Here is a 19516-nt window from a genome sequence, read left to right as displayed (position 1 = left end):
CATGATTCCCGGTTCCAACAAGGACCATCCGTCGTTTTTGCGCTCGTTTGGCTACGCCATTGAGGGCTTCATGACCGCCGTCAAGACAGAGCGCAACATCAAGGTCATGCTCGTGGCGGGTATCCTTACGGTCATCGCCGGTTTAGTGGCCAAGCTTCAGTTGATTAGCTGGGCGCTTATCGCGATCTGCATCGGCCTGGTGATCTTCGCCGAGCTGTGTAACACCGCCATGGAGGCCATCGTGGATCTGGCCACGCAGGAGCTGCACCCGCTTGCCAAGCGCGCCAAGGACATCGCCGCTGCGAGTGTCTACGTGCTGTCCATCACCGCCGCGATCGTGGGCATCCTCGTGTTCGCCCACGCCTTCGGCTTCCTCGGCCCCTGGCACTGACCGCCTTTCCAATTGGGGACGTAGTCCCTTTGTAAAACGCAGCCCTGTCAGCAGTCGCACCTTGTAACTCGCACCGAATGGTGTAGTTGGGGAATGGCGCAGTTGGGGTACGTCCCCAATTGCACCATTCGATCGCGGTGATTGTCCGCACCGTTCAAGTTCCAACGTATCTGTTGAGGAGTACCTATGTCCGATGTTATGACCGATTTCGACCCGTTTGCCGACCTCTCCGACGATGAGCTTGATGCCATGCTCGAGTCCGGTGAGATGCCTGACTTTTCCGGCACTGCTGGACCGGCACCCCTGTGCGCCGATGTGCCCGAGGGTTTCCGTTCCGGCTTCGTGGCGCTCGTCGGTCGTCCCAATGCCGGCAAGTCCACACTGCTCAACGCGTGCTACGGCGAGAAGGTGGCCATCACCTCACCGGTGGCCCAGACCACCCGCCGCCGTCTGCGCGCGGTGGTGAACCGTGAGGACTGCCAGCTCGTCATTGTGGACACGCCCGGCATCCATAAGCCCAAGGACGGCCTGGGATCCGAGCTCAACAAGAGCGCCCTGGGCGAGCTCTCGGACGTCGACGTGATCGCGTTCGTGATCGACGCGAGCGCGCCCATCGGTCGTGGCGACGCATGGGTGGCCGAGCGCGTGGCCGCAGCCAAGGCGCCCAAAGTGCTCGTTCTCACCAAGGCCGACTTGGCGAGTCCGGAGCAGATGCTCAAGCAGCTTGAGGCCGCGCGCGCCCTGGTGGATTTTGATGACGAGATCGTGGTCTCCTCCACGGAGGGCTTCAACGTGGAGGCGTTCGTGGATGTGGTGGCGCGATTCCTTCCGCAAGGTCCGCGCTGGTTCCCCGAGGGCATGGGCACCGACGAGGCCGACGAGGTGTTGGTTGCCGAGTTCGTGCGCGAGAAGGTGCTGCTGCGCACGCGCGAGGAGATTCCGCATGCCGTCGGCGTGATCTGCGATGAGTTCGAGCGTCCCAAGCGCGATCTACTGCGCCTGCATGCCACCGTTTATGTGGAGCGCGAGGGTCAGAAGGGCATCCTCGTGGGCAAGGGCGGCGAGATGATCAAGCGTATCGGTATCGAGGCGCGCCGTGACTTGGAGCGCATGTTCGGCTGCCGCGTGTACCTGGGGCTGGACGTTAAGGTCAAGCCGCATTGGCGCGAGGACGCCCGCGAGATCCGCCGCTTTGGCTACGCCGCCGATGACGAGTAGCCACGTTTCTCACTCGTACAGACTGACGCCCGTGATCGTCCGGTGCCGGTGCACGTCATCGCTTGCGAGTTCCGCACGAGCAGAAGGCGCCTGTGGCGCCTTCGTCGCGAGCAGGACTGTTCGAGCAGGCGATGACATGCACCGGAACCCTCCACATGCACTGCGGCTGGTCGTGAGCGGTCATGGCCGGTAGCCGCACGTATCGCACGAAGGCCATCGTGCTCGACAAGACCAAGCTCAAGGAGACGGACCTCATCCTCACGCTCGTCGACCAGACCGGTCGCCAGATCCGTGCGGTCGCCAAGGGCGCGCGCAAGCCGGGGAGCCGCCTGGCCGCGCGCTGCGAGCTGTGCTGCGAGGTCGACCTGCTGTTGGCGCATGGGCGCAGCCTCGACATCGTCTCGCAGGCGGAGCTCATCGCGGCGCCTTTGGGGTCGCAGCCCACGTACGAACTCCTTGCCACCGCAAGCGCGGTGGCGGAGGTCGCGGAGCGGTGCACCTATGAGGATGCCGAAGATCCGTTCGTGTACCCCATCACGCGGGCGGCGCTGGCGCAACTGGCCCCGGTGGATGTTGCCCACCAGGACCTGTTGGTGGCCGCGTACATATTCAAGCTGCTGAGTCATGTGGGCTACCGGCCCGATTATTCGTGCTGCATCGCGTGCGATGACGAGCACCCAACGTACTTCTCGGCCCAGGCAGGCGGCTTGCTGTGCGCCAGTTGCGCGCAGGGCGTTCCCGGGTGCGAGCGGGTGGATGCCAACATGGCGCAGTGGCTCGAGGGTCTCATTGCCCTGCGTTTCACGGAGCTCGCCGCCTCAAACATCGACCCCCATACCGCGGCGCGGCTCCTCGGCTTGGCCCACATATGGGCTGCCACGCACCTGGATTGCCGCTTAAGGGCGCTCGAATTCTTATTGGGGCGTTAATAAACGGAAGAATCTGACGCATTTCTGTCAGATTTCTGCAGTTGTGTCGCACGTTATGCATTCCAGGAGACAAATCTACCCAGTTTGGTAATATATTCGACTGTTTGATGTGTCTTCGTATCGTTGGGGATGGAGAGGTTGCTTAATGACGCTTCTCGAGCTGTTTGAATTATTGAAAAAGCATATGAAGCTGGTCGTGGGACTACCCGTTATCTGCGCATTGCTTGTTGCCGTGTATTCGTTTATTGGAATGCCCAATACGTATACGGCAACCACAAGCCTGTACGTTCTTACCAGCCAGGACCAGTCTTCGAGCAATCTCTCTTCTGATCTTTCAGCCTCCCAGATGGTGGCAAACGACGTCACCACGCTTTTGGAGTCCAAGCGCGTCCAGAACGCGACCGCTGACGATCTGGGCCTCAAGAACTTGAGCGATTTTGAAATCTCCGTCTCCAGTGCCACCACGTCTCGCGTTATCGAACTGTCAGTGACCGGTACCGATCCCCAGCAGGTGGCCGAGGTCGCGAACGCCATCGCCGATAGCGTCTCCGCCATCTCGCAGGACGTCATGAAGGTCCAAGCCGTTAACATCATCGACCAGGCGGTCGCGCCCCAGGCGCCGAGTGGCCCCAAGCGTCCGCTGTACGTAGCCGTTGCCTGCATGGGTGGCCTATTTGCAGCCGTTGCGATCGTCGTTGTTGCCGATATGCTCAACATGAAGGTCCGTAGCGCCGAGGAAGTCGAGGAGCTTCTGGGTGTTCCGGTTATCGGACGCATTCCGCTTGTGAAAGGGGGCCGCTAATATGGCAAAGCAGCAGAAGGTCGGTGTCGACCAGATCCTTATGCAGAACGCGATCAAGACGCTTGCGGCCAACATTCGCTTCGCCTCCGTTGACGATCCGATTCGCTCCATTGTGGTGACGTCGTCGGTTCCCAATGAGGGCAAGACCACGGTGGCCATCTCGCTTGCCGAGGCCATGGCCAGCTCGGGGAGCAAGGTGCTTTTGGTCGAGACCGACATGCGTCGCAGGTCCGTTGCGAACAGCTTGGGCGTGCACGCGCGTTCCGGTGTGTATGCCGTGTTGTGCGGTCAGGTCTCTCTTGCCGACGCCGTGGTGAGCACCGCTGCCCGCGGCATGTATTTCCTCGATTGCGAACCCCACATTCCCAATCCGGATGCCCTACTCGATTCCAAGCGCTTCCGTAATTTAGCCGAGGCTGCGCTTTCCAGCTTCGACTACGTCATTTTTGACACGCCGCCGCTGTCCGCCTTCGTCGACGCCGCGATTCTCTCCACTGTTGCCGACGGCACGCTGTTGGTCGTTGGCCAGAATGTTGTGCGCCGCGATGAGCTTACCGCCTCGTTTGCGCAGCTTGAGAAGGCAGGCGCGAATGTCTTGGGTGCCGTCATGAACCTGTGCAAGAGCGAGAAGAGCGAGTATTACACCGAGTATTATTCTCGCGGCGGCGACGATGCTAACGCCCCGAGTGCTCCTACCTCCGCGCCCTCTGCCGCGCCGGCGCCTTCCAAGCCCAGCGCACGTCCTGCGTCGCGCTCCGCCGCCCGTCCTGCAGGATCCGCGCGCTCGGCGAATGCCGCTCCGGGCCTTAAGCCCCTGCCCAATACTCCCGGTGCGTCGGCGGGTAAGATCGCTCCCGACTCGACGGCGCAGTTTATCGCAAGCATGAGTGCGGGCGCCAAGAAGAACTAAGCGCCACAGCGAGTATCGACCGCTCCGCCGTGCCACGAGCACGGCGGAGCTTTACTAAAGAAGCGAGGGGGCAGTCATGAGAGACATCCATTGCCATATACTTCCCGGCGTTGATGACGGCGCTCGTGATCTTGCCATGAGCCTTTCGATGCTCGAGGCTGCCAAGGCTGCTGGTGTGACGAGTATTGTCTGCACACCCCATTGCCGTGATCCTTATTTTGACTACGACGCTATGTGGGCGGCATTCCGCGAGCTGCAGGCTCATGCGGATGGCTTTCCCCTGCAGATGGGCTTTGAGGTGGCGCACCCTAAGCTCATGGAGCTGGGGGTGGAGCAGTGGGCGCCCTACCTGTGTTTTGACGGGGGCAACGAGTTTCTCCTTGAGCTTGACCCCCACGCTACTGAGCGCGATTTTGCCGACTACGAGCGGACCATCTTTGAGCTTCAAGGTCTCGGTTATTCGGTGATTATCGCCCACCCCGAGCGGTATCGAGCAATTCAAAAAGAACCTGACATTGCAGAGCGGCTTGTGCGAATGGGATGTCACTTGCAGGCCTCTTCCGACTTTCTTGCCGGGGGTCGCTTTGGTAAAGAGAAAAAGCCCGCTAAGAAGCTGTTTGACCGCAATTTGTATCGGTATATTGCAAGCGATGCGCATAGGCCCGAACACTATATGTATCTTGCTCGCGCAATCGACAAATATCCACGACGTGGGTCGCATATGAGGATCTAAACTGATACCCTATAAGAGAATTTGATTTGGCATGTTGCCCCGTTTGCACTTGAACACGGGTTCGAGCGCCAACGGGGCAGGAGGCCGGTAAAGCTTTCTGCGTACATATCTTGCTCCTAAGGGGATCGTGCCACGTGCAGAGCCCAGCGGTGCCAAGAGAGCGAATACGACTTTCCCGCATGGCGTACGCCTATGGCGAAGCTATGCCGCGCGAAGAGGAGGAAGCCATGGCTGCAGTTTCATGGTATGTGATTCAAGTGCCTACGGGTGCCGAGCGCAAGCTGTGCAATCTGATTGAACACATGGCACCTGAGGGAGCAGTTGAAGAGTGTTTCTCTCCGCGGTACGCCACGCAAATGAAGCGTGCGGGGGAGTGGGTTGATGTTGAGAAGCCCCTGCTTCCAGGTTACGTAATCGTGGTGAGCAGTCGGCTTGATTTGGTTATACGCGCATTGCGCGAGATTCCCGAGTACACCCTCCTCCTCAAGATGGGAGAGTCGTTCGTTCCCTTGGCCAGTGATGAGCGCGCATGGATCGAAGCCCTTACCAATAAGGGAAGTCGATGCGTGGACATGAGTGTGGGCGTAATGGATGGGGAGCACGTCGCCGTCCTCTCCGGCCCCCTCCGTGGGCACGAGGCGCGTATCACGAACGTAAACCGCCATAAGAACCTTGCCTTTGTGGAGCTCGAGATATGTGGACGAAGAGTCGCAACAAAGGTGGGACTGGGAATTGTCGGTCGAAGAGAAGACATACCAGCGTCGAAGGGTGACAGCCTCAGACGCTAGCCTTACAAACGTACCGGGGGGGGGCAGCTCCCTGTGCAACCTGTAGACAGCCCCGAGGTGGCCGCGCTCGACGATTCGGCTACGAGGGGCGTTGAGTCCACGGTCGTTCCAGCTCCCACAACTATTCCCATTGCAGGAACAAGAGAATCAGCCAAGCAGGAGGAGCGCTCGGTGCGCCGCCTCACGCTCATGCGCAACGCCGAGGCCTTCGACCGCGAGCGCCTGGGCTACCGCGTCGCGAAGCGGGCCTTCGACATCGCCTTCTCCGCCGCGGTCATCGCCGTGGGACTCGTGCCCGGCGCGATCCTGTGCGCCGCCATCGCGATCGACAGCCCCGGCTGCCCGCTCTACGGCCAGAGGCGCGTGGGCCGCATCGGCGCCGACGGCAGGCCGCGCGAGTTCACCATGTGGAAGTTCCGCTCCATGGTGAAGGACGCCGACAAGATGAAGGACGAGCTCATGGCCTCCAACGAGGTCGAGGGCCCCATGTTCAAGATGAGGGACGACCCGCGCGTCACGCGTATCGGCCGCTTCATCCGCAGGCACTCCATCGACGAGTTCCCGCAGTTCCTGAACGTCCTTCTGGGCGACATGTCCGTGGTGGGCCCCAGGCCCCCGCTGCCCGAGGAGGTCGCCGAGTACGACGAGTGGGCCATGCAGCGCCTGGCGGTCAAGCCCGGCCTCACCGGCCCCTGGCAGGTGGGCGGACGCTCGGACGTGGACTTCGACGACATGGTGCGGCTCGACCTCGGCTACATCGCTCGCAGGTCGGTCGCCATGGACCTCAAGATCATTTTCCAGACCATAGCCGTGGTCTTCACCGGGAAGGGGGCGGCGTAGATGCCTGAGCCGATCAGGGTCGCTCATGTGATGGGCAAGATGCTTGGCGGTGGGGTCGAGCAAGTTGTGATGAATTACTATCGCAACATCGATCGGTCGTGCATCCAGTTTGATTTTATCGTTGACGCGGATTCTCCAAGGGTCCCAACTGAGGAAATACTAGATTTGGGCGGGCGTATTTTTACAGTACCTCCGTATCAGAAGCCAGTTCTTTACCAGAGAGAGCTATCAGATTTATTTGAAAATAACGGTTGGCTTATAGTCCATAGTCACATAAACGCGATGTCTGTGTTTCCTCTGCATGCAGCAGCCAAGGCGGGCGTGCCTGTGCGCATTGCGCATAGCCACAGCACGGGGGGTAGCGGTGAGCCGATAAAGAACGTAATTAAATCGTTGCTGAAGAAGCAGGCAAATAGATATCCAACTAATCGATTTGCCTGTAGTGATTTAGCGGGGAAGTGGTTATTCGGAAATGGAGCAAATTTTGAAATAATTAAAAATGCAATCAATCTAGAGTCATTCTGCTTTAACCCCCAGATTCGTCAACGAGCTAGAAGCGAACTCGGAATTAATAAGGGCACTTTTGTTCTTGGGCATGTCGGGAGACTTGTTACGCAAAAGAATCAAGAGTTCTTATTGGAAGTCTTTGCGAATATAGAGAAACAGATGCCCGACTCCCGCCTGCTGATAGTCGGCGATGGCCCGCTTCGCGCAAAGCTTGAGAAGCGTGTTGAGATTTTGAATCTCGTAAACAAGGTGCTGTTTTTACCCAATAGAAGCGAAGTTGGCTCTTTGTATCAAGCGTTCGATGCGTTCTGCCTTCCCAGTAACTATGAAGGCCTGGGAATGGTCGCCGTTGAGGCTCAGGTCGCCGGCTTGCCAACTTATTTGTCAGAGCATGTTCCCAGCGAGGCTTATATAGCCCCTGTCGCTCGAAGTTTGCATTTAGATCAAGGTCCTGAGTTCTGGGCGGCAGTGATACTTGAAAATCGCGAAAACAAACAGAGAGTAGGGTATGCATCTGCAGCAAAAGCTAAAGGTTACGACATTTCAAGAGAATCTGTAAATTTGGCTGTTCGTTATACGAGTTTATTCGAGGCGGCAAATCAGAGTGAGCTGAAAGCAGCATTAAATGATTAATGTGTTGGTTGTTACAAATGTGCCCTGGCGTACAGACACGAGCGTCGGGAATACTTTTTCAAATATATTCTCAGGGCTCGAAAAAGAGCTAAATATTATTCAGCTATATTTCAGAGATGGGTTTCCATCGAATGAATACGAGGGTGCCTGTTTCCATATTTCAGAAAAGGAACTGGCTAAAAGTATAGTTACGCGAAAAGCAGTAGGAAAACGCGTAACAATTTCAAAAGAAAAAGAGGTGAAGGAAGGCGCCGATCCTTCGCTTCCTGCCGCCTATAACAAAGCTCGACAACTTAGGTGGGACTCATTTTTATTAGCTCAGGACTGTATCGGAGTGCTGGGCAATTGGAACTCCAGAGCGCTTGACGAGTTTATTCGAGAAGAAAAACCAGATATAGTTTTCGGGGCTTTGGGGCGCGTGCCAGTTGTTAACGATTTAATGCGGTTCATTTCGCGCCGCTATTCGATTCCTCTTGTTGTGTATGGATGGGATGAACACTATTCGATAAAACATGGTCGCTTGTCACCCTTCTATTATATTCGCGCCGTTCTTGAGCGTAGAAGTTTGGCAAGGTGCGCAAAATCAGCGAGTGTTATTTTCACGATTACCCCTGAGCTGGGTGAGTTTTATTCGTGTCTGTTTGACAAGCCGACAAAACTCCTTCGAAAGGCGTATGACTTCACATCAAAGCCGGAGTACATTCTGCGTGAAGAGGATGAACTTCATTTGCTCTACGCAGGCAATATAGGTGCAGGCCGATGGAAGGTGTTGGCCCGGCTTATAGATGCAGTAGAGTTTTGCAATCTGAATTGCGAAACAAAAGCCCAGCTTGACATCTACACCCATACGCCCTGTTCGCCAGAAATGAAGGAACGCCTAAATACAAAACAATCGAGTCTCCATGGTGGAGTGGATGCCAGGGAGCTGCCAGCACTTTTTGACAAGGCGGATATTTTGGTTCACGTGGAGTCTACAGACGTAAAAGAGCTGGAGGAATGTAGGTACTCCTTCTCGACAAAAATAGTCGATTACCTAAATGCCGCTCGATGCATCTTGTCGCTTGGAGGACCTACAACTGCTACCAACTATATTAAGAAGGAAAGATGCGGGGTTGTGGTGAATGATTTGGATCAACTTCCAGCTCAGTTGATGCGACTAGCTTTAGATAAAGGCCAATTAACTGAATATGCAAACAATGCATGGGCAGCTGGTTGCAAAAACCATAGGCGTGACGCAGTTCAGAGGCTGCTAATCGATACGTTTTCAGAGCTATTGGAGAGGAATGCTACCGGTGACGGAGAGTAAGCAAGTGGGAATAAAGCAGAGAATTGGGTCGCTTCCCAAAAAGATGCTATTCCTAATTTTTAAGCCACTGGCAAATAACTACATACTTCTGCAGCCTGGTGCTAAGGCCAGGGCAAATAGGGTCAACCTGAACTACTGGAGCGAACTTCCAAATCTTGGCGATGCTATTTCTCCTGTTGTTGTCGAGCATATTTTGAATTCTAGAGGATTGACTCTTGATACCGAAATCGATGGGACAAAGCATCTCTGCGCTATTGGCAGCGTCATTACGGCGGGTGCTCAAGATTGTACAATCTGGGGTAGTGGCATTCTTAACCCTAAGCTACTCTATCGTGTCGAGAAAAGAAGACTCGACATTCGTGCCGTGCGTGGACCGGTGACAAGAGCCCTGTTGCTGGAGTACGGATATGAGGTGCCGGCAGTTTATGGGGACCCTGCGGTATTTATGCCGGAGATATACATGCCGGATAACGCTAGAAAAGTGGCAAAGTACGGGTTAATCATTCACAAAGATGGATCTAAGCGTTTCTTCGATACGGAGAAGCTGGACGGGAATTACATAAATATCGACATTAAAACCGATGACTATCACCACTTTATTGACGAGATAACGAGTGTCGAGATTGTTGTCTCTACCAGTTTGCATGGCGTTATTCTGGCTGAGGCTTATGGCGTTCCAGCAATTCTAATGATGCCAAATTGCGACTTTATGAAGTATGAGGACTGGTATGAATCGACGGGCCGGTCGAAGCATCCAGTTGCTCATTCTTTATCAGAAGTTTCGTATTTGGCGCCTCCTGAAATTCCGAATTTAAAAACGATGCGCGAGGAACTGCTCTCGGCATTTCCTTTTGATCTATTTCAGTAAATCGATCGAATTAATAGGGAGATTGAATTATGGCAAGTTTTGCAGGTAAGACCCTCATGATCACGGGCGGTACGGGCAGCTTCGGCAACACCGTGCTCAAGCACTTCGTGGACACGGACTTCGAGGAGGTCCGCATCTTCTCCCGAGACGAGAAGAAGCAGGACGACATGCGCCACCGCCTGCAGGAGCGCAGCCCCGAGCTCGCCTCCAAGGTGCGCTTCTTCATCGGCGACGTGCGCGACGCCCAGTCCGTGCGCGACGCGATGCGCGGCGTGGACCACGTCTTCCACGCGGCGGCGCTCAAGCAGGTGCCCTCATGCGAGTTCTTCCCCATGGAGGCCGTGCGCACCAACGTCATCGGCACCGACAACGTGCTGCACGCCGCCATCGCCGAGGGAGTGGAGAAGGTCGTGTGCCTGTCCACCGACAAGGCCGCCTACCCCATCAACGCCATGGGCAAGTCGAAGGCCATGATGGAGTCGATCATCTACGCCAACGCCCGCAACGGCGCGGGCCGCACCACCATCTGCTGCACGCGCTACGGCAACGTGATGTGCTCGCGCGGCAGCGTCATCCCGCTGTTCATCGACCGCATCCGCCGCGGCGAGCCGCTCACGGTGACCGACCCCAGCATGACCCGCTTCCTCATGAACCTCGACGAGGCGGTCGACCTCGTGCAGTTCGCCTTCGAGCACGCCGACCCCGGCGACCTGTTCGTCCAGAAGGCGCCGGCCTCCACGATCGGAGACCTGGCCGAGGCGGTCCAGGAGGTGTTCGGGCATGTGGGCACCAAGGTGATCGGCACCCGCCACGGCGAGAAGCTCTACGAGACCCTCATGACCCGCGAGGAGCGCCTGAGGGCCGAGGACATGGGCGACTACTACCGCGTCGCCTGCGACAGCCGCGACCTCAACTACGACAGCTTCTTCGTGGAGGGCGACGTCAGGACCCAGGCCGACGAGGCCTACACCTCCCACAACACCGAGAGGCTCGATGTCGCGGGCACGGTCGAGAAGATCAAGACCGCCGAGTACGTGCAGCTGGCGCTCGAGGGCCGCGAGCACGAGGCGGTGCAGTGATGCGCGTCCTGGTCACCGGCGCCAGGGGGTTCGTCGGACGCAACCTCTGCGAGGCCCTCGGGGCGATCCGCGACGGCAGGGACCGCCGCGGCCGCTTCCGGCCCCTGCTGCCCCTCGAGGTCATGGAGTGCGACGTCGAGACGACGGCCGACGAGCTCGACGAGATGTGCGCAAAGGCGGACTTCGTGTTCAACCTCGCCGGCGTGAACCGCCCGGAGGACCCCGACGAGTTCATGGCCGGCAACTTCGGGTTTGCGTCCGACCTGCTCGCCGCGCTGGAGCGCCACGGCAACGCGTGCCACGTGATGCTCGCGAGCTCCGCGCAGGCGAGCCTGGCGGGCCGCTACGCGGGCTCCGCCTACGGCGAGTCCAAGCTGGCGGGGGAGCGCCTCTTCCGCGAGTACTCCGGGCGCACCGGTGCCCCGGTCCTGATCTACCGCTTCCCCAATCTGTACGGCAAGTGGTGCCGCCCACGTTATAACTCCGCTGTCGCGACGTTTTGCGATGCCATCGCAAACGGTGACGAGTACACGGTGAACGATCCCACGGTCGAGCTTGAGCTCCTCTATATTGATGACTTGGTCGCCGAGATGCTTTCCTCCCTGCTCGGTGAAGAGCATCGCTGTGGCTATGACGGCCTAACCGAGATCGATGGTGAGGATTTCTGCACGTGCCATCCCACGGATCATGTGACGCTGGGCCAGATCGTCTCCCTGCTCGAATCGTTCAAGTCGAGCCGCGACGACCTTATGGTCCCGAGTCTTGCTGACGGCTCTTTTTCCAAGAAGCTTTGGAGCACGTTTGAAAGCTATTACGCCGTGGGCTCCCGGGCGTATCCGTTGAAGGCCAACTGTGATGATCGCGGTTCCTTTACCGAGTTCCTACGCACGCCTGAGCGCGGTCAGGTCTCCATCAATGTTTCCAAACCTGGTATCACCAAGGGCAACCACTGGCACCACTCCAAGTGGGAGCGATTCCTGGTGGTATCTGGCGAGGCGTCGATTCGTCTGCGCCGTGTCGGCTTTGATGCCGATGGCAAGCAGTTCCCTGTGGATGAGTATCGCGTGAGCGGTGAGAATCCGATGGTCGTCGAGATGGCGCCCGGCACCACGCACTGCATCGAGAACCTTTCCGATTCCAAGGACCTCGTGACGGTCATGTGGGTCAACGAGCCCTTCGACCCCGAGGACCCCGACACCTACTTCGAGGAGGTCTAGCGGTTGATTGGACATGGCACGTTTGATATCCCTGTGGTTTTATTTATCTTTAAAAGAACGAGCTGTACGTTAAAGATCATTGAGAGGCTTCGAGAAGTTCGGGTAAAAAAGATTTATCTGATTGCGGATGCGGGAAGAACGCCTGACGAGCAGATACTGGTCGATGAATGTAGGGATAAGGTTCTAAACGCGATTGATTGGGAATGTGAAGTAATACGGAATTTTGCAGACGTCAATCGTGGAGTATATAACAATATTGGGTTAGGAGCTGATTGGGTTTTCTCACAGGAAGAAGAAGCGATTTTTCTCGAAGACGATAATCTTCCTGAGTTATCGTTTTTTGACTACTGTGCAGAGATGCTTCAGAAATTTAGAAATAATGATGAAATATTCTGGATATGCGGAACGAATTATCTCGAAGATTTGGATGAGCTGAATCAATCATCATATTATTTGACGAAAAGCCTTCTTCCGTGCGGCTGGGCATCATGGAGTAAAAAGTATCGTAAATACTATGACAAGGATTTCAGTAGATATTTGTCCTCTGACGGAAAAAGAGAGTTCAGGAAGTCTTATTCGAATAGATGGCTTCGCTTGCAGCAGAAGCTTAGTATTGATACTGAGATTTTGAGAAGACGCCTGGGGTATGGTTATGCCTCATGGGATTACCAGGTTGTTTCTACAATAAGGTGCAACCGCCTCTTTGGAATCATGCCGTCAAGGAATCAAATAAAAAATATCGGTGTTGATGCTATGTCTATCCACGGCGGGAATTCCATGGAGGACGAGATGACGAAACGTTTTTGTGGAATCGACTCTTATCCTTTGCGGTTTCCGTTGATTCATTTGGGAGAAGATTGCTTGGATGATAACGTTGAGAAAAGGATTGATCAAATTATCCTTCAGCCTATATCCTATCGCTTAAAGAGCCTTGTGAGGTTTTTTCTTCTACTGATTAAAGGAAAGAAGAAATGAGGCTCTTAAATAGAATCGCAGCCCTACGAGTAGATTTCTCAGTTGTTGCTCTTATACTAGTATGTGCATGTTTGTATAATAGCTCATCTTTCATGTTGACTCTTAACGGGTCGATGCTATTGGGTTCTATTCTGCTTCTGCTCGCAATAGCATGCTTGATTCTTCCGGCTTTATCGGGCGGGTGCATACCGAATCGTTGGATTAAGGCTTCAATCATTTTATGGTTGGGCATTTTCACGATTGACGGAATGGCGCATGGGATGCGACTCGACTCCGAAGAGATGCGGATGGTACTCCTCGTATCAACGGCGCTTCTAATTTCATTGTCAGTACCCAGTAAGTTATTTTTTAAGACAGTAAACACTATAGTTGTTGCACTCGCTATATTTGCATTATTGCAATTTGTGCTGGTCAATATCTTCGGTTTGAATTTATTTTTCAACGAGTTTACAAGCTTTAACTCCATTAAGTACAAACTGGGATTGCTTGCGGTATGCAGTCCAAATTACATGTATTCCGGTATTTGGTACTCTAGCTTAAGCATCTTTTGGGAGCCTGGCATTTTTGCAAGTATTCTGCTTTTGGCCATTTCGTTTCAATCGGTAGGCATCAGTGAATATAAACCCAAACAAATCATCATTATGTCAGTAGCGCTTATCACAACTTTTTCGACAGCGGGAATACTACTCTTGCCAATTGCCCTACTGCCTAAATATTTCAGATCAAATAGCAAAACAAGCATTTTGCTATGCCTGATTGGTTTGCTTGTAGCGCTTGCATTGATTTATTGGAGCGAAAATATCGTTAGGGCGCTAATCAGTCTAAATCCAACGATTTTCGGAAAAATAGCGAATCTCGATTTGCTGACTGCGTCAACAAGGCTCGAGGCGCCAGTTATTAACCTTCGTTTGTTTTTGGAAGATCCCGTATTCGGTCTTGGATTAACCGAGGCCTCAGAAGCCTATGCACGGGAGGTGATGCTGCGCGCATCAGTGGATGCGCAAACGTCTACTTCAACATTTTATATGGCGGCATATGGTTTTTTAGGAATTGCATTATCCTTGCTGCCGGCTATTGGAGTGGCGAGGCTTAAAAACCTATCTTTTGTGCAAAGGATTATTCTGATAACGCTTTTATATATGATTCTGAATAAAGAGACTCATATTTTCGATCTGCTTTTTCTTACAATTCCGCTGATGATGCTAAAGATGGAGAATAAAAAGGTCGGCGGTGCCATAGATGACTAATGCAAGCACGCTCATTAAGAACATCGTTGCATCATTTGGGATTAAGGGCCTGGCTTTAGTAGTCTCCTTTTTCTCCACGCCGTGTTATCTGGCTTTTTTTAACGATAACTCTATTCTGGGATTATGGTTTGCAATTGTATCAGTTTTAAATTGGGTGTTATTTTTCGATTTTGGACTTGGCAACGGGCTGAGGAATAAAATCGTTGCGTGTCGTTCACGCGGCAGTAATGAGGAGGCACGAAAATATGTGTCTTCTGCGTATTTATCTTTAGGTATCTTAAGCGCGGGCATGTCAATTGTATTGATCGCTGCAATTTATATCGCTCCTGTCTCTCGGCTATTTGGTATAGGTGCGCACGCCATTTCTACTTCAGATTTAAGGGCGGTGCTTAGCATTGTGGTGATTGGTACTGCACTGCAACTCTGGTTAAGACTGATTACTGCTGTGCTTTACGCATTTGAGAAAACTGCATTACCTTCATTTATAGCACTAATATCAAATGCAGCAGTATTGCTGGCGCTTTTTGTGCCATTGCGGTGCTCTGCAGCATCTAAATTATTTTATATAGCATGGGTTCAGGTTCTTAGTATGAACTTGCCGTTATTGATCGCTACAGTATATTATTTCTTGACGAAATTTAGAGAGTTGATCCCGTCATTTCGATACATCTCTCTTGAACATGCAGGGTCGGTATGTGGGCTTGGCGGGAAGTTTTTTATTATCCAAGTTTGTTTGATGGTAATTACGTCCTCTAACGAGATGCTAATAGCGCGATTAGTTGGATCGGAGAGCGTCGTATACTATTCAACATATTTCAGATTGTTCAATTTGGCGATTACCCTTTTTGGCTTGTTAGTTCAACCAATTTGGAGCTCAATGGGTCTCGCGATTGAAGAAAAGCGATATCGCTGGATAAAGAATGTTCACAGCAAATTTGTTATGGCGGCGATTGCTTTAACTGCACTATGTTTTATTGGAGCCAACTTTATCCATCCTATTTTTAGGATTTGGCTTGGGTCCGATACGCTAGTGCCATCTATCCCATATGCTTATATATTTGCGGCATATACAGGATCAATGCTTTTATTGAATGCTTCTTCCTGCTACGCGAACGCCTCGAATGCTCTGACTGCCCAGATGATGGGTTTGGGATGCGGGGCTGTGCTTAAGATACCGCTTTCGATTCTAATTGGACATTTAGGAATTGGCTGGATTGGCGTGGTGTTCGCAACCACACTATGCCTTGTTCCCACGTCGTTAATTCAGACGATTGTTGCGCGCAGAGATATTAATTTGAAATTGTTGAATAATGAATAGGGAGATTGGTGAAATGAGTAGACAATTTACAAATGACGGGCGCCTGCGCCTGCTCATCATCGTTGGCACGCGCCCCGAGGTCATCCGCTTGTCCGAGGTCATCAAGAAGTGCCGCCGCCACTTCGACTGCCTGCTCGCCCACACCGGGCAGAACTACGACTACACCCTGAACGGCATCTTCTTCCGCGACCTGTCCCTGGACGACCCCGACGTGTACCTGGACGCCGTGGGCGACGGGCTGGGGGAGACCATGGGCAACATCATCGCGCGCTCCTACGACCTCATGAGGGAGGTCGAGCCCGAGGCCCTGCTGGTGCTCGGCGACACGAACTCCTGCCTCTCGGCCATATCCGCCAAGCGCCTGCACATCCCCATCTTCCACATGGAGGCGGGCAACCGCTGCAAGGACGAGTGCCTGCCCGAGGAGACCAACCGCCGCATCGTCGACGTCATCTCCGACGTGAACCTCGCCTACTCCGAGCACGCTCGTCGCTACCTGAAGGACACCGGCCTGCCCCCCGAGCGCACCTACGTGACCGGATCGCCCATGGCCGAGGTCCTGCGCGCCAACCTCGAAAAAATAGAAGCCTCCGACGTCCACGCCCGCCTCGGTCTGGAGCCCAAGAAGTACATGCTGCTCTCCGCCCACCGCGAGGAGAATATCGACACCCGGGCCAACTTCGAGTCCCTGTTCAATGCGATCAACAGGCTCGCCGAGACCTACCGGATGCCGATCCTCTACAGCTGCCACCCGCGCAGCCGCAGGCGGCTCGAGGAGACGGGCTTCGCGCTCCACCCGCTGGTGCGCATGCACGAGCCCATGGGCTTCCACGACTACAACTGTCTTCAGTCCAATGCGTTCTGCGTGGTCTCCGACTCTGGCACGCTGCCCGAGGAGTCCAGCTTCTTCGCCTCCATCGGCAGGCCGTTCCCCGCCGTGTGCATCCGCACCTCCACCGAGCGCCCCGAGGCGCTGGACAAGGCGTGCTTCACGCTCGCCGGCATCGACGGGCGCGGCCTGCTCAACGCCGTGCGCACCGCCGTGGCTCTGGACGCGGAGGGGTCGCTGCCCCAGGCCCCCGTGCCCGACTACGCCGACGAGTGCGTGTCAACCAAGGTGGTCAAGATCATCCAGTCCTACACGGGCATCGTGGACAAGATGGTGTGGAGGAAGCGTCTGTAATGGCCTCGAGTGACATTAAGGGGCTTGCCTAGTTTAGGGGCCGGAAAGGCTCTAGAATTAGGCCATGGGCAGCAAGAAGGCACCGAAGAACAAGTACGTCAAAAAAATCGCACCTCTCGGAGCGCAAGTTCGGGGAGCTGCCGAGGCTGTTCCGCGCCGACGCGACGGCGCTCTCCGCGGCCTCCCCGACGGGCCTCAACCGCGACACGGCCAACCGCCACCACGGCATGCCCCGCGCCCGCATTGCGGAGGCCTGCGAGGCCGACGGCCCCCTCGACGGCGAGGCCGAGGCCGACGAGGGCCACTTCGGCGCGGGGCGCGCTCGGGGCGCCCGGGGCCGCGGGGCGAGGGGCGAGGCGATCGTCTCCGGCCTGCCCAAGCGCGGCGGCGAGGTCTGCACCCGGATCGTGCCGGACGTCACCCGCGGGACGTCGACGCGGGTGATCGAGGGCAGGGCGTCCAGGGACCCCATCATGTGCACCGACGGGTCCGCCTCCTGCGACGGCCTGGTGGACTGGGGCTGCAGGCACCATCACAGGGTGAGCCGCGGCGAGAACGGGTCCGTTGAGCGGGGGAACCCGGGCGACCGCATCGACGGCACCGAGGGCTTCTGGGGCCACGCGAAGGACAGGCTGGTGAAATACCAGGGTATGCCCGAGGAGGACTTCTACCTCCATCTGAGGGAATGCGAGTTCAGGTTCGACATGCGGGGGCGGGGCATGTACAGATTCATGCTTCGGGAACTCCGCGAAAGGCCCCTAAACTAGGCAAGCCCCTTCTTTTTTGACAGGTGTACCATGAGTGGTTGTGACGGCAAAGCAAATCCGCATGTTTTCCTTGACGGAGAGATGAGCATCCGGGGATTTCGACGCCGCCATAGTCATCAAAATATACGCTTGCGTTATTTCTACTACAGTGCGACTGGCAATAAGGCATGGGTGGATCGGCAACACTTCTATCGAGTATAAGGCTGAGGGATCCGAGTACGCAGCGGGTGGCGCCGTGCCCATCGGTGTTGTGTTGACAAACTCGAAAGTAGGTGCGCAGGAGAACGTTCGCGAGTAATTTCTCGATTCAATCAAGGGCGGAAGGGCAGCAGCATGGCTCAAAGAGGTCTGGAGGACAAAGAGCTCGAACGTCAGCAACGTCTGTGGGAGCTGTATCTGAGGAACATGTCGGAAGTGAAGAGGCGTGTGGCGGCAATCGATGATATTTTCTTCGGGAGATGTTCTACGACCTACAGAATAACGAACATGGAGTTTTGTGTACTCCAAATCAGGAAGATTCTTGAGCTCATAGCCCTCTCTGCATTTGTTTCTGATGCTGATTTGTATCGCGAGCGGTTAGATAAAATTGAAAAAATGTGGAATGCTCGCCTCATACTTAGAGACATTGGGCGAATCCACCCTGATTTTTATCCACAACCAATCGAAATCGTGGCCCACGATGACAATCGACCAGATGAGTTTGTTGATGTAAAAGAGGGATATCTCACAGAAGAGAAGTTTATCGAAGCGTATGGCACGTGTGGAAAATACCTACACCAATCATCTCCGTTTGTTGACGAAGCAAGCCTCGCTTCGGGTTATGAGAAATTGGAAAAGGAGATACTTGAGTGGCGCGAACTCATTATTCGGTTGCTTTCCACTCATATAGTTAGACTCTATGACTCGGACTACATTTGGTACACGACAATGAACGCCAAAGATAAAGAGCCCTCGGGAAATATATTCAAGCGCTGCTCTTCATAAGAAAGTGCCGTTGCGCTTGGATTTTCTCATCTCGCATCGAGCCTAGAAAAACATCGTACTTACGCGCGGCTTGCGCTCGATCAAATGATCGCGTGCCGAATGTTGGTGTAAGGGGTCGCTTCCCTGACCGCAGAAAGCAGGAAGCGGCTATCGCCTGGAATCTCAATTGCTGAAGTTAGGATTCGTGGAAGGGCGATAACCGCATATGGACAAGATACACGAGATCGCGGGCGACGGCGCCCTGATGCCGAGATTCGACGACGGCATGGTGAACATGGCCGAGCTCATAAGGGTGATGGCCGAGTCGCCCGTCGACGAGATCATGGACGCCCGGGCCGACGAGGCGCGCGAGGGCGGCAACCGGCGCAACGGCTACCGCGTGCGCAAGCTCGTCACCGGCGTCGGCACCATCAACCTCAGGATCCCGAAGCTGCGCGCCGCGTACCATGGGCATAGACCGCATGAGCGCCAGCCAAGTGTCGAGGATATGCTCGTCGATGGACGAGTCGGTCGCCGACCTGCGGGAACACGACCCGTCAGACGCAGTCTACCCCTATATCTGGCTCGACGCGACCTACACCAAGTGCGAGGACGCGGGCCGCGTGCAGTCGACCGCGCCTGTCACCGCCATCGGCGTCGGCTCGGGCGGGTACAGACGCCTTCTGGGGCTCGACGCCATCGACACCGAGTCCTATGACGGCTGGAAGCCGTTCCTGCTGTCGCCGCGCGCACGCGGAGTCGACGGCGCGATTTGCGTCACCAGCGACGCCCATAGGTAACGTACAATATTTTGCGCACTTTGACAGCGGAATAGCGTCCAG

At 55.1% G+C, this 19516-nt stretch carries 20 protein-coding genes and 1 pseudogene; all 21 read left to right on the top strand.

The features are described 5' to 3' along the window. Position 1: 1 nt before the first annotated feature. Entirely contained in the window at positions 2 to 391 is a 390-nt protein-coding gene (locus tag ACX9NZ_RS04595; RefSeq protein ID WP_118653646.1) for a diacylglycerol kinase family protein, read from the top strand. Positions 392 to 577: 186 nt separating this feature from the next. Continuing rightward, the gene (era, locus tag ACX9NZ_RS04590; RefSeq protein ID WP_407496868.1) at positions 578 to 1609 is read left to right on the top strand and encodes a GTPase Era; all 1032 of its coding nucleotides are present in this window, start codon (positions 578 to 580) and stop codon (positions 1607 to 1609) included. 182 nt (positions 1610 to 1791) lie between these two features. Further along, positions 1792 to 2538: a DNA repair protein RecO gene (recO, locus tag ACX9NZ_RS04585; protein ID WP_407496870.1), complete on the top strand. Its 747-nt coding sequence runs from the start codon at positions 1792 to 1794 to the stop codon at positions 2536 to 2538. Between the two features lie 145 nt (positions 2539 to 2683). Further along, the gene (locus ACX9NZ_RS04580; protein WP_407496872.1) at positions 2684 to 3340 is read left to right on the top strand and encodes a YveK family protein; all 657 of its coding nucleotides are present in this window, start codon (positions 2684 to 2686) and stop codon (positions 3338 to 3340) included. A 1-nt stretch (position 3341) separates the two neighbouring features. Next, a complete protein-coding gene (locus tag ACX9NZ_RS04575) occupies positions 3342 to 4250 on the top strand; it encodes a CpsD/CapB family tyrosine-protein kinase (protein WP_407496874.1) in 909 nt (302 codons plus the stop codon). A 76-nt stretch (positions 4251 to 4326) separates the two neighbouring features. After that, the gene (locus ACX9NZ_RS04570) at positions 4327 to 4983 is read left to right on the top strand and encodes a tyrosine-protein phosphatase (protein ID WP_118653641.1); all 657 of its coding nucleotides are present in this window, start codon (positions 4327 to 4329) and stop codon (positions 4981 to 4983) included. 227 nt (positions 4984 to 5210) lie between these two features. Next, the gene (loaP, locus tag ACX9NZ_RS04565) at positions 5211 to 5771 is read left to right on the top strand and encodes an antiterminator LoaP (protein WP_407496876.1); all 561 of its coding nucleotides are present in this window, start codon (positions 5211 to 5213) and stop codon (positions 5769 to 5771) included. Between the two features lie 33 nt (positions 5772 to 5804). Beyond that, entirely contained in the window at positions 5805 to 6611 is an 807-nt protein-coding gene (locus tag ACX9NZ_RS04560; protein WP_407496878.1) for a sugar transferase, read from the top strand. Further along, complete coding sequence (locus ACX9NZ_RS04555; protein WP_407496880.1) at positions 6612 to 7751, top strand: glycosyltransferase family 1 protein; 1140 nt, start codon at positions 6612 to 6614, stop codon at positions 7749 to 7751. Further along, on the top strand, positions 7744 to 9057 hold the full coding sequence (locus ACX9NZ_RS04550) for a glycosyltransferase family protein (RefSeq protein ID WP_407496882.1): 1314 nt from the start codon (positions 7744 to 7746) through the stop codon (positions 9055 to 9057). The genes ACX9NZ_RS04555 and ACX9NZ_RS04550 overlap by 8 nt, the downstream gene beginning before the upstream one ends. Beyond that, complete coding sequence (locus ACX9NZ_RS04545) at positions 9044 to 9925, top strand: polysaccharide pyruvyl transferase family protein (protein ID WP_407496884.1); 882 nt, start codon at positions 9044 to 9046, stop codon at positions 9923 to 9925. The genes ACX9NZ_RS04550 and ACX9NZ_RS04545 overlap by 14 nt, the downstream gene beginning before the upstream one ends. A gap of 29 nt (positions 9926 to 9954) precedes the next feature. Then, positions 9955 to 11004 carry a polysaccharide biosynthesis protein gene (locus tag ACX9NZ_RS04540; RefSeq protein WP_459389432.1) on the top strand — a complete coding sequence of 350 codons (1050 nt, stop codon included), beginning with the start codon at positions 9955 to 9957 and terminating at the stop codon, positions 11002 to 11004. After that, positions 11004 to 12221: a polysaccharide biosynthesis C-terminal domain-containing protein gene (locus ACX9NZ_RS04535; protein WP_407496987.1), complete on the top strand. Its 1218-nt coding sequence runs from the start codon at positions 11004 to 11006 to the stop codon at positions 12219 to 12221. Before ACX9NZ_RS04540 ends, ACX9NZ_RS04535 begins: the two co-directional genes overlap by 1 nt. Before the next feature lie 3 nt (positions 12222 to 12224). Next, on the top strand, positions 12225 to 13196 hold the full coding sequence (locus ACX9NZ_RS04530; protein WP_407496985.1) for a hypothetical protein: 972 nt from the start codon (positions 12225 to 12227) through the stop codon (positions 13194 to 13196). Between the two features lie 119 nt (positions 13197 to 13315). Continuing rightward, positions 13316 to 14443 carry a hypothetical protein gene (locus ACX9NZ_RS04525; RefSeq protein WP_407496983.1) on the top strand — a complete coding sequence of 376 codons (1128 nt, stop codon included), beginning with the start codon at positions 13316 to 13318 and terminating at the stop codon, positions 14441 to 14443. Beyond that, positions 14436 to 15761 (top strand): MATE family efflux transporter, encoded by a 1326-nt coding sequence (locus tag ACX9NZ_RS04520; RefSeq protein ID WP_407496981.1) that lies wholly within the window; start codon positions 14436 to 14438, stop codon positions 15759 to 15761. The genes ACX9NZ_RS04525 and ACX9NZ_RS04520 overlap by 8 nt, the downstream gene beginning before the upstream one ends. 13 nt (positions 15762 to 15774) lie before the next feature. Further along, positions 15775 to 16944, top strand: a complete 1170-nt coding sequence (locus ACX9NZ_RS04515) for a UDP-N-acetyl glucosamine 2-epimerase (RefSeq protein WP_407496979.1) — start codon at positions 15775 to 15777, stop codon at positions 16942 to 16944. 56 nt (positions 16945 to 17000) lie between these two features. Beyond that, positions 17001 to 17711 carry an IS1595 family transposase gene (locus tag ACX9NZ_RS04510; protein ID WP_407496989.1) on the top strand — a complete coding sequence of 237 codons (711 nt, stop codon included), beginning with the start codon at positions 17001 to 17003 and terminating at the stop codon, positions 17709 to 17711. A 333-nt stretch (positions 17712 to 18044) separates the two neighbouring features. Beyond that, a complete protein-coding gene (locus ACX9NZ_RS04505; RefSeq protein ID WP_407497005.1) occupies positions 18045 to 18695 on the top strand; it encodes a hypothetical protein in 651 nt (216 codons plus the stop codon). A gap of 205 nt (positions 18696 to 18900) precedes the next feature. Then, positions 18901 to 19074: pseudogene (locus tag ACX9NZ_RS04500) on the top strand (IS256 family transposase); the annotation flags it as partial. Positions 19075 to 19156: 82 nt separating this feature from the next. After that, the gene (locus ACX9NZ_RS04495) at positions 19157 to 19474 is read left to right on the top strand and encodes a transposase (protein ID WP_407496975.1); all 318 of its coding nucleotides are present in this window, start codon (positions 19157 to 19159) and stop codon (positions 19472 to 19474) included. Positions 19475 to 19516 lie beyond the last annotated feature (42 nt).

The sequence above is a fragment of the Collinsella sp. BM28 genome (assembly GCF_054551995.1).
The sequence above is the reverse complement of the archived record's forward strand: the minus strand, read 5'-3'. Positions and strand labels throughout refer to the sequence as shown.

Bases quoted from the DNA above. Each gene is read 5' to 3' on its own strand.
- ACX9NZ_RS04495 (WP_407496975.1), top strand. From the start codon at position 19,157: ATGAGCGCCAGCCAAGTGTCGAGGATATGCTCGTCGATGGACGAGTCG.
- ACX9NZ_RS04505 (WP_407497005.1), top strand. From the start codon at position 18,045: ATGGCTCAAAGAGGTCTGGAGGACAAAGAGCTCGAACGTCAGCAACGT.
- ACX9NZ_RS04575 (WP_407496874.1), top strand. From the start codon at position 3,342: ATGGCAAAGCAGCAGAAGGTCGGTGTCGACCAGATCCTTATGCAGAAC.
- recO (WP_407496870.1), top strand. From the start codon at position 1,792: ATGGCCGGTAGCCGCACGTATCGCACGAAGGCCATCGTGCTCGACAAG.
- ACX9NZ_RS04570 (WP_118653641.1), top strand. From the start codon at position 4,327: ATGAGAGACATCCATTGCCATATACTTCCCGGCGTTGATGACGGCGCT.
- ACX9NZ_RS04515 (WP_407496979.1), top strand. From the start codon at position 15,775: ATGAGTAGACAATTTACAAATGACGGGCGCCTGCGCCTGCTCATCATC.
- ACX9NZ_RS04580 (WP_407496872.1), top strand. From the start codon at position 2,684: ATGACGCTTCTCGAGCTGTTTGAATTATTGAAAAAGCATATGAAGCTG.
- ACX9NZ_RS04595 (WP_118653646.1), top strand. From the start codon at position 2: ATGATTCCCGGTTCCAACAAGGACCATCCGTCGTTTTTGCGCTCGTTT.
- era (WP_407496868.1), top strand. From the start codon at position 578: ATGTCCGATGTTATGACCGATTTCGACCCGTTTGCCGACCTCTCCGAC.
- ACX9NZ_RS04555 (WP_407496880.1), top strand. From the start codon at position 6,612: ATGCCTGAGCCGATCAGGGTCGCTCATGTGATGGGCAAGATGCTTGGC.
- ACX9NZ_RS04550 (WP_407496882.1), top strand. From the start codon at position 7,744: ATGATTAATGTGTTGGTTGTTACAAATGTGCCCTGGCGTACAGACACG.
- ACX9NZ_RS04540 (WP_459389432.1), top strand. From the start codon at position 9,955: ATGGCAAGTTTTGCAGGTAAGACCCTCATGATCACGGGCGGTACGGGC.
- loaP (WP_407496876.1), top strand. From the start codon at position 5,211: ATGGCTGCAGTTTCATGGTATGTGATTCAAGTGCCTACGGGTGCCGAG.
- ACX9NZ_RS04535 (WP_407496987.1), top strand. From the start codon at position 11,004: ATGCGCGTCCTGGTCACCGGCGCCAGGGGGTTCGTCGGACGCAACCTC.
- ACX9NZ_RS04520 (WP_407496981.1), top strand. From the start codon at position 14,436: ATGACTAATGCAAGCACGCTCATTAAGAACATCGTTGCATCATTTGGG.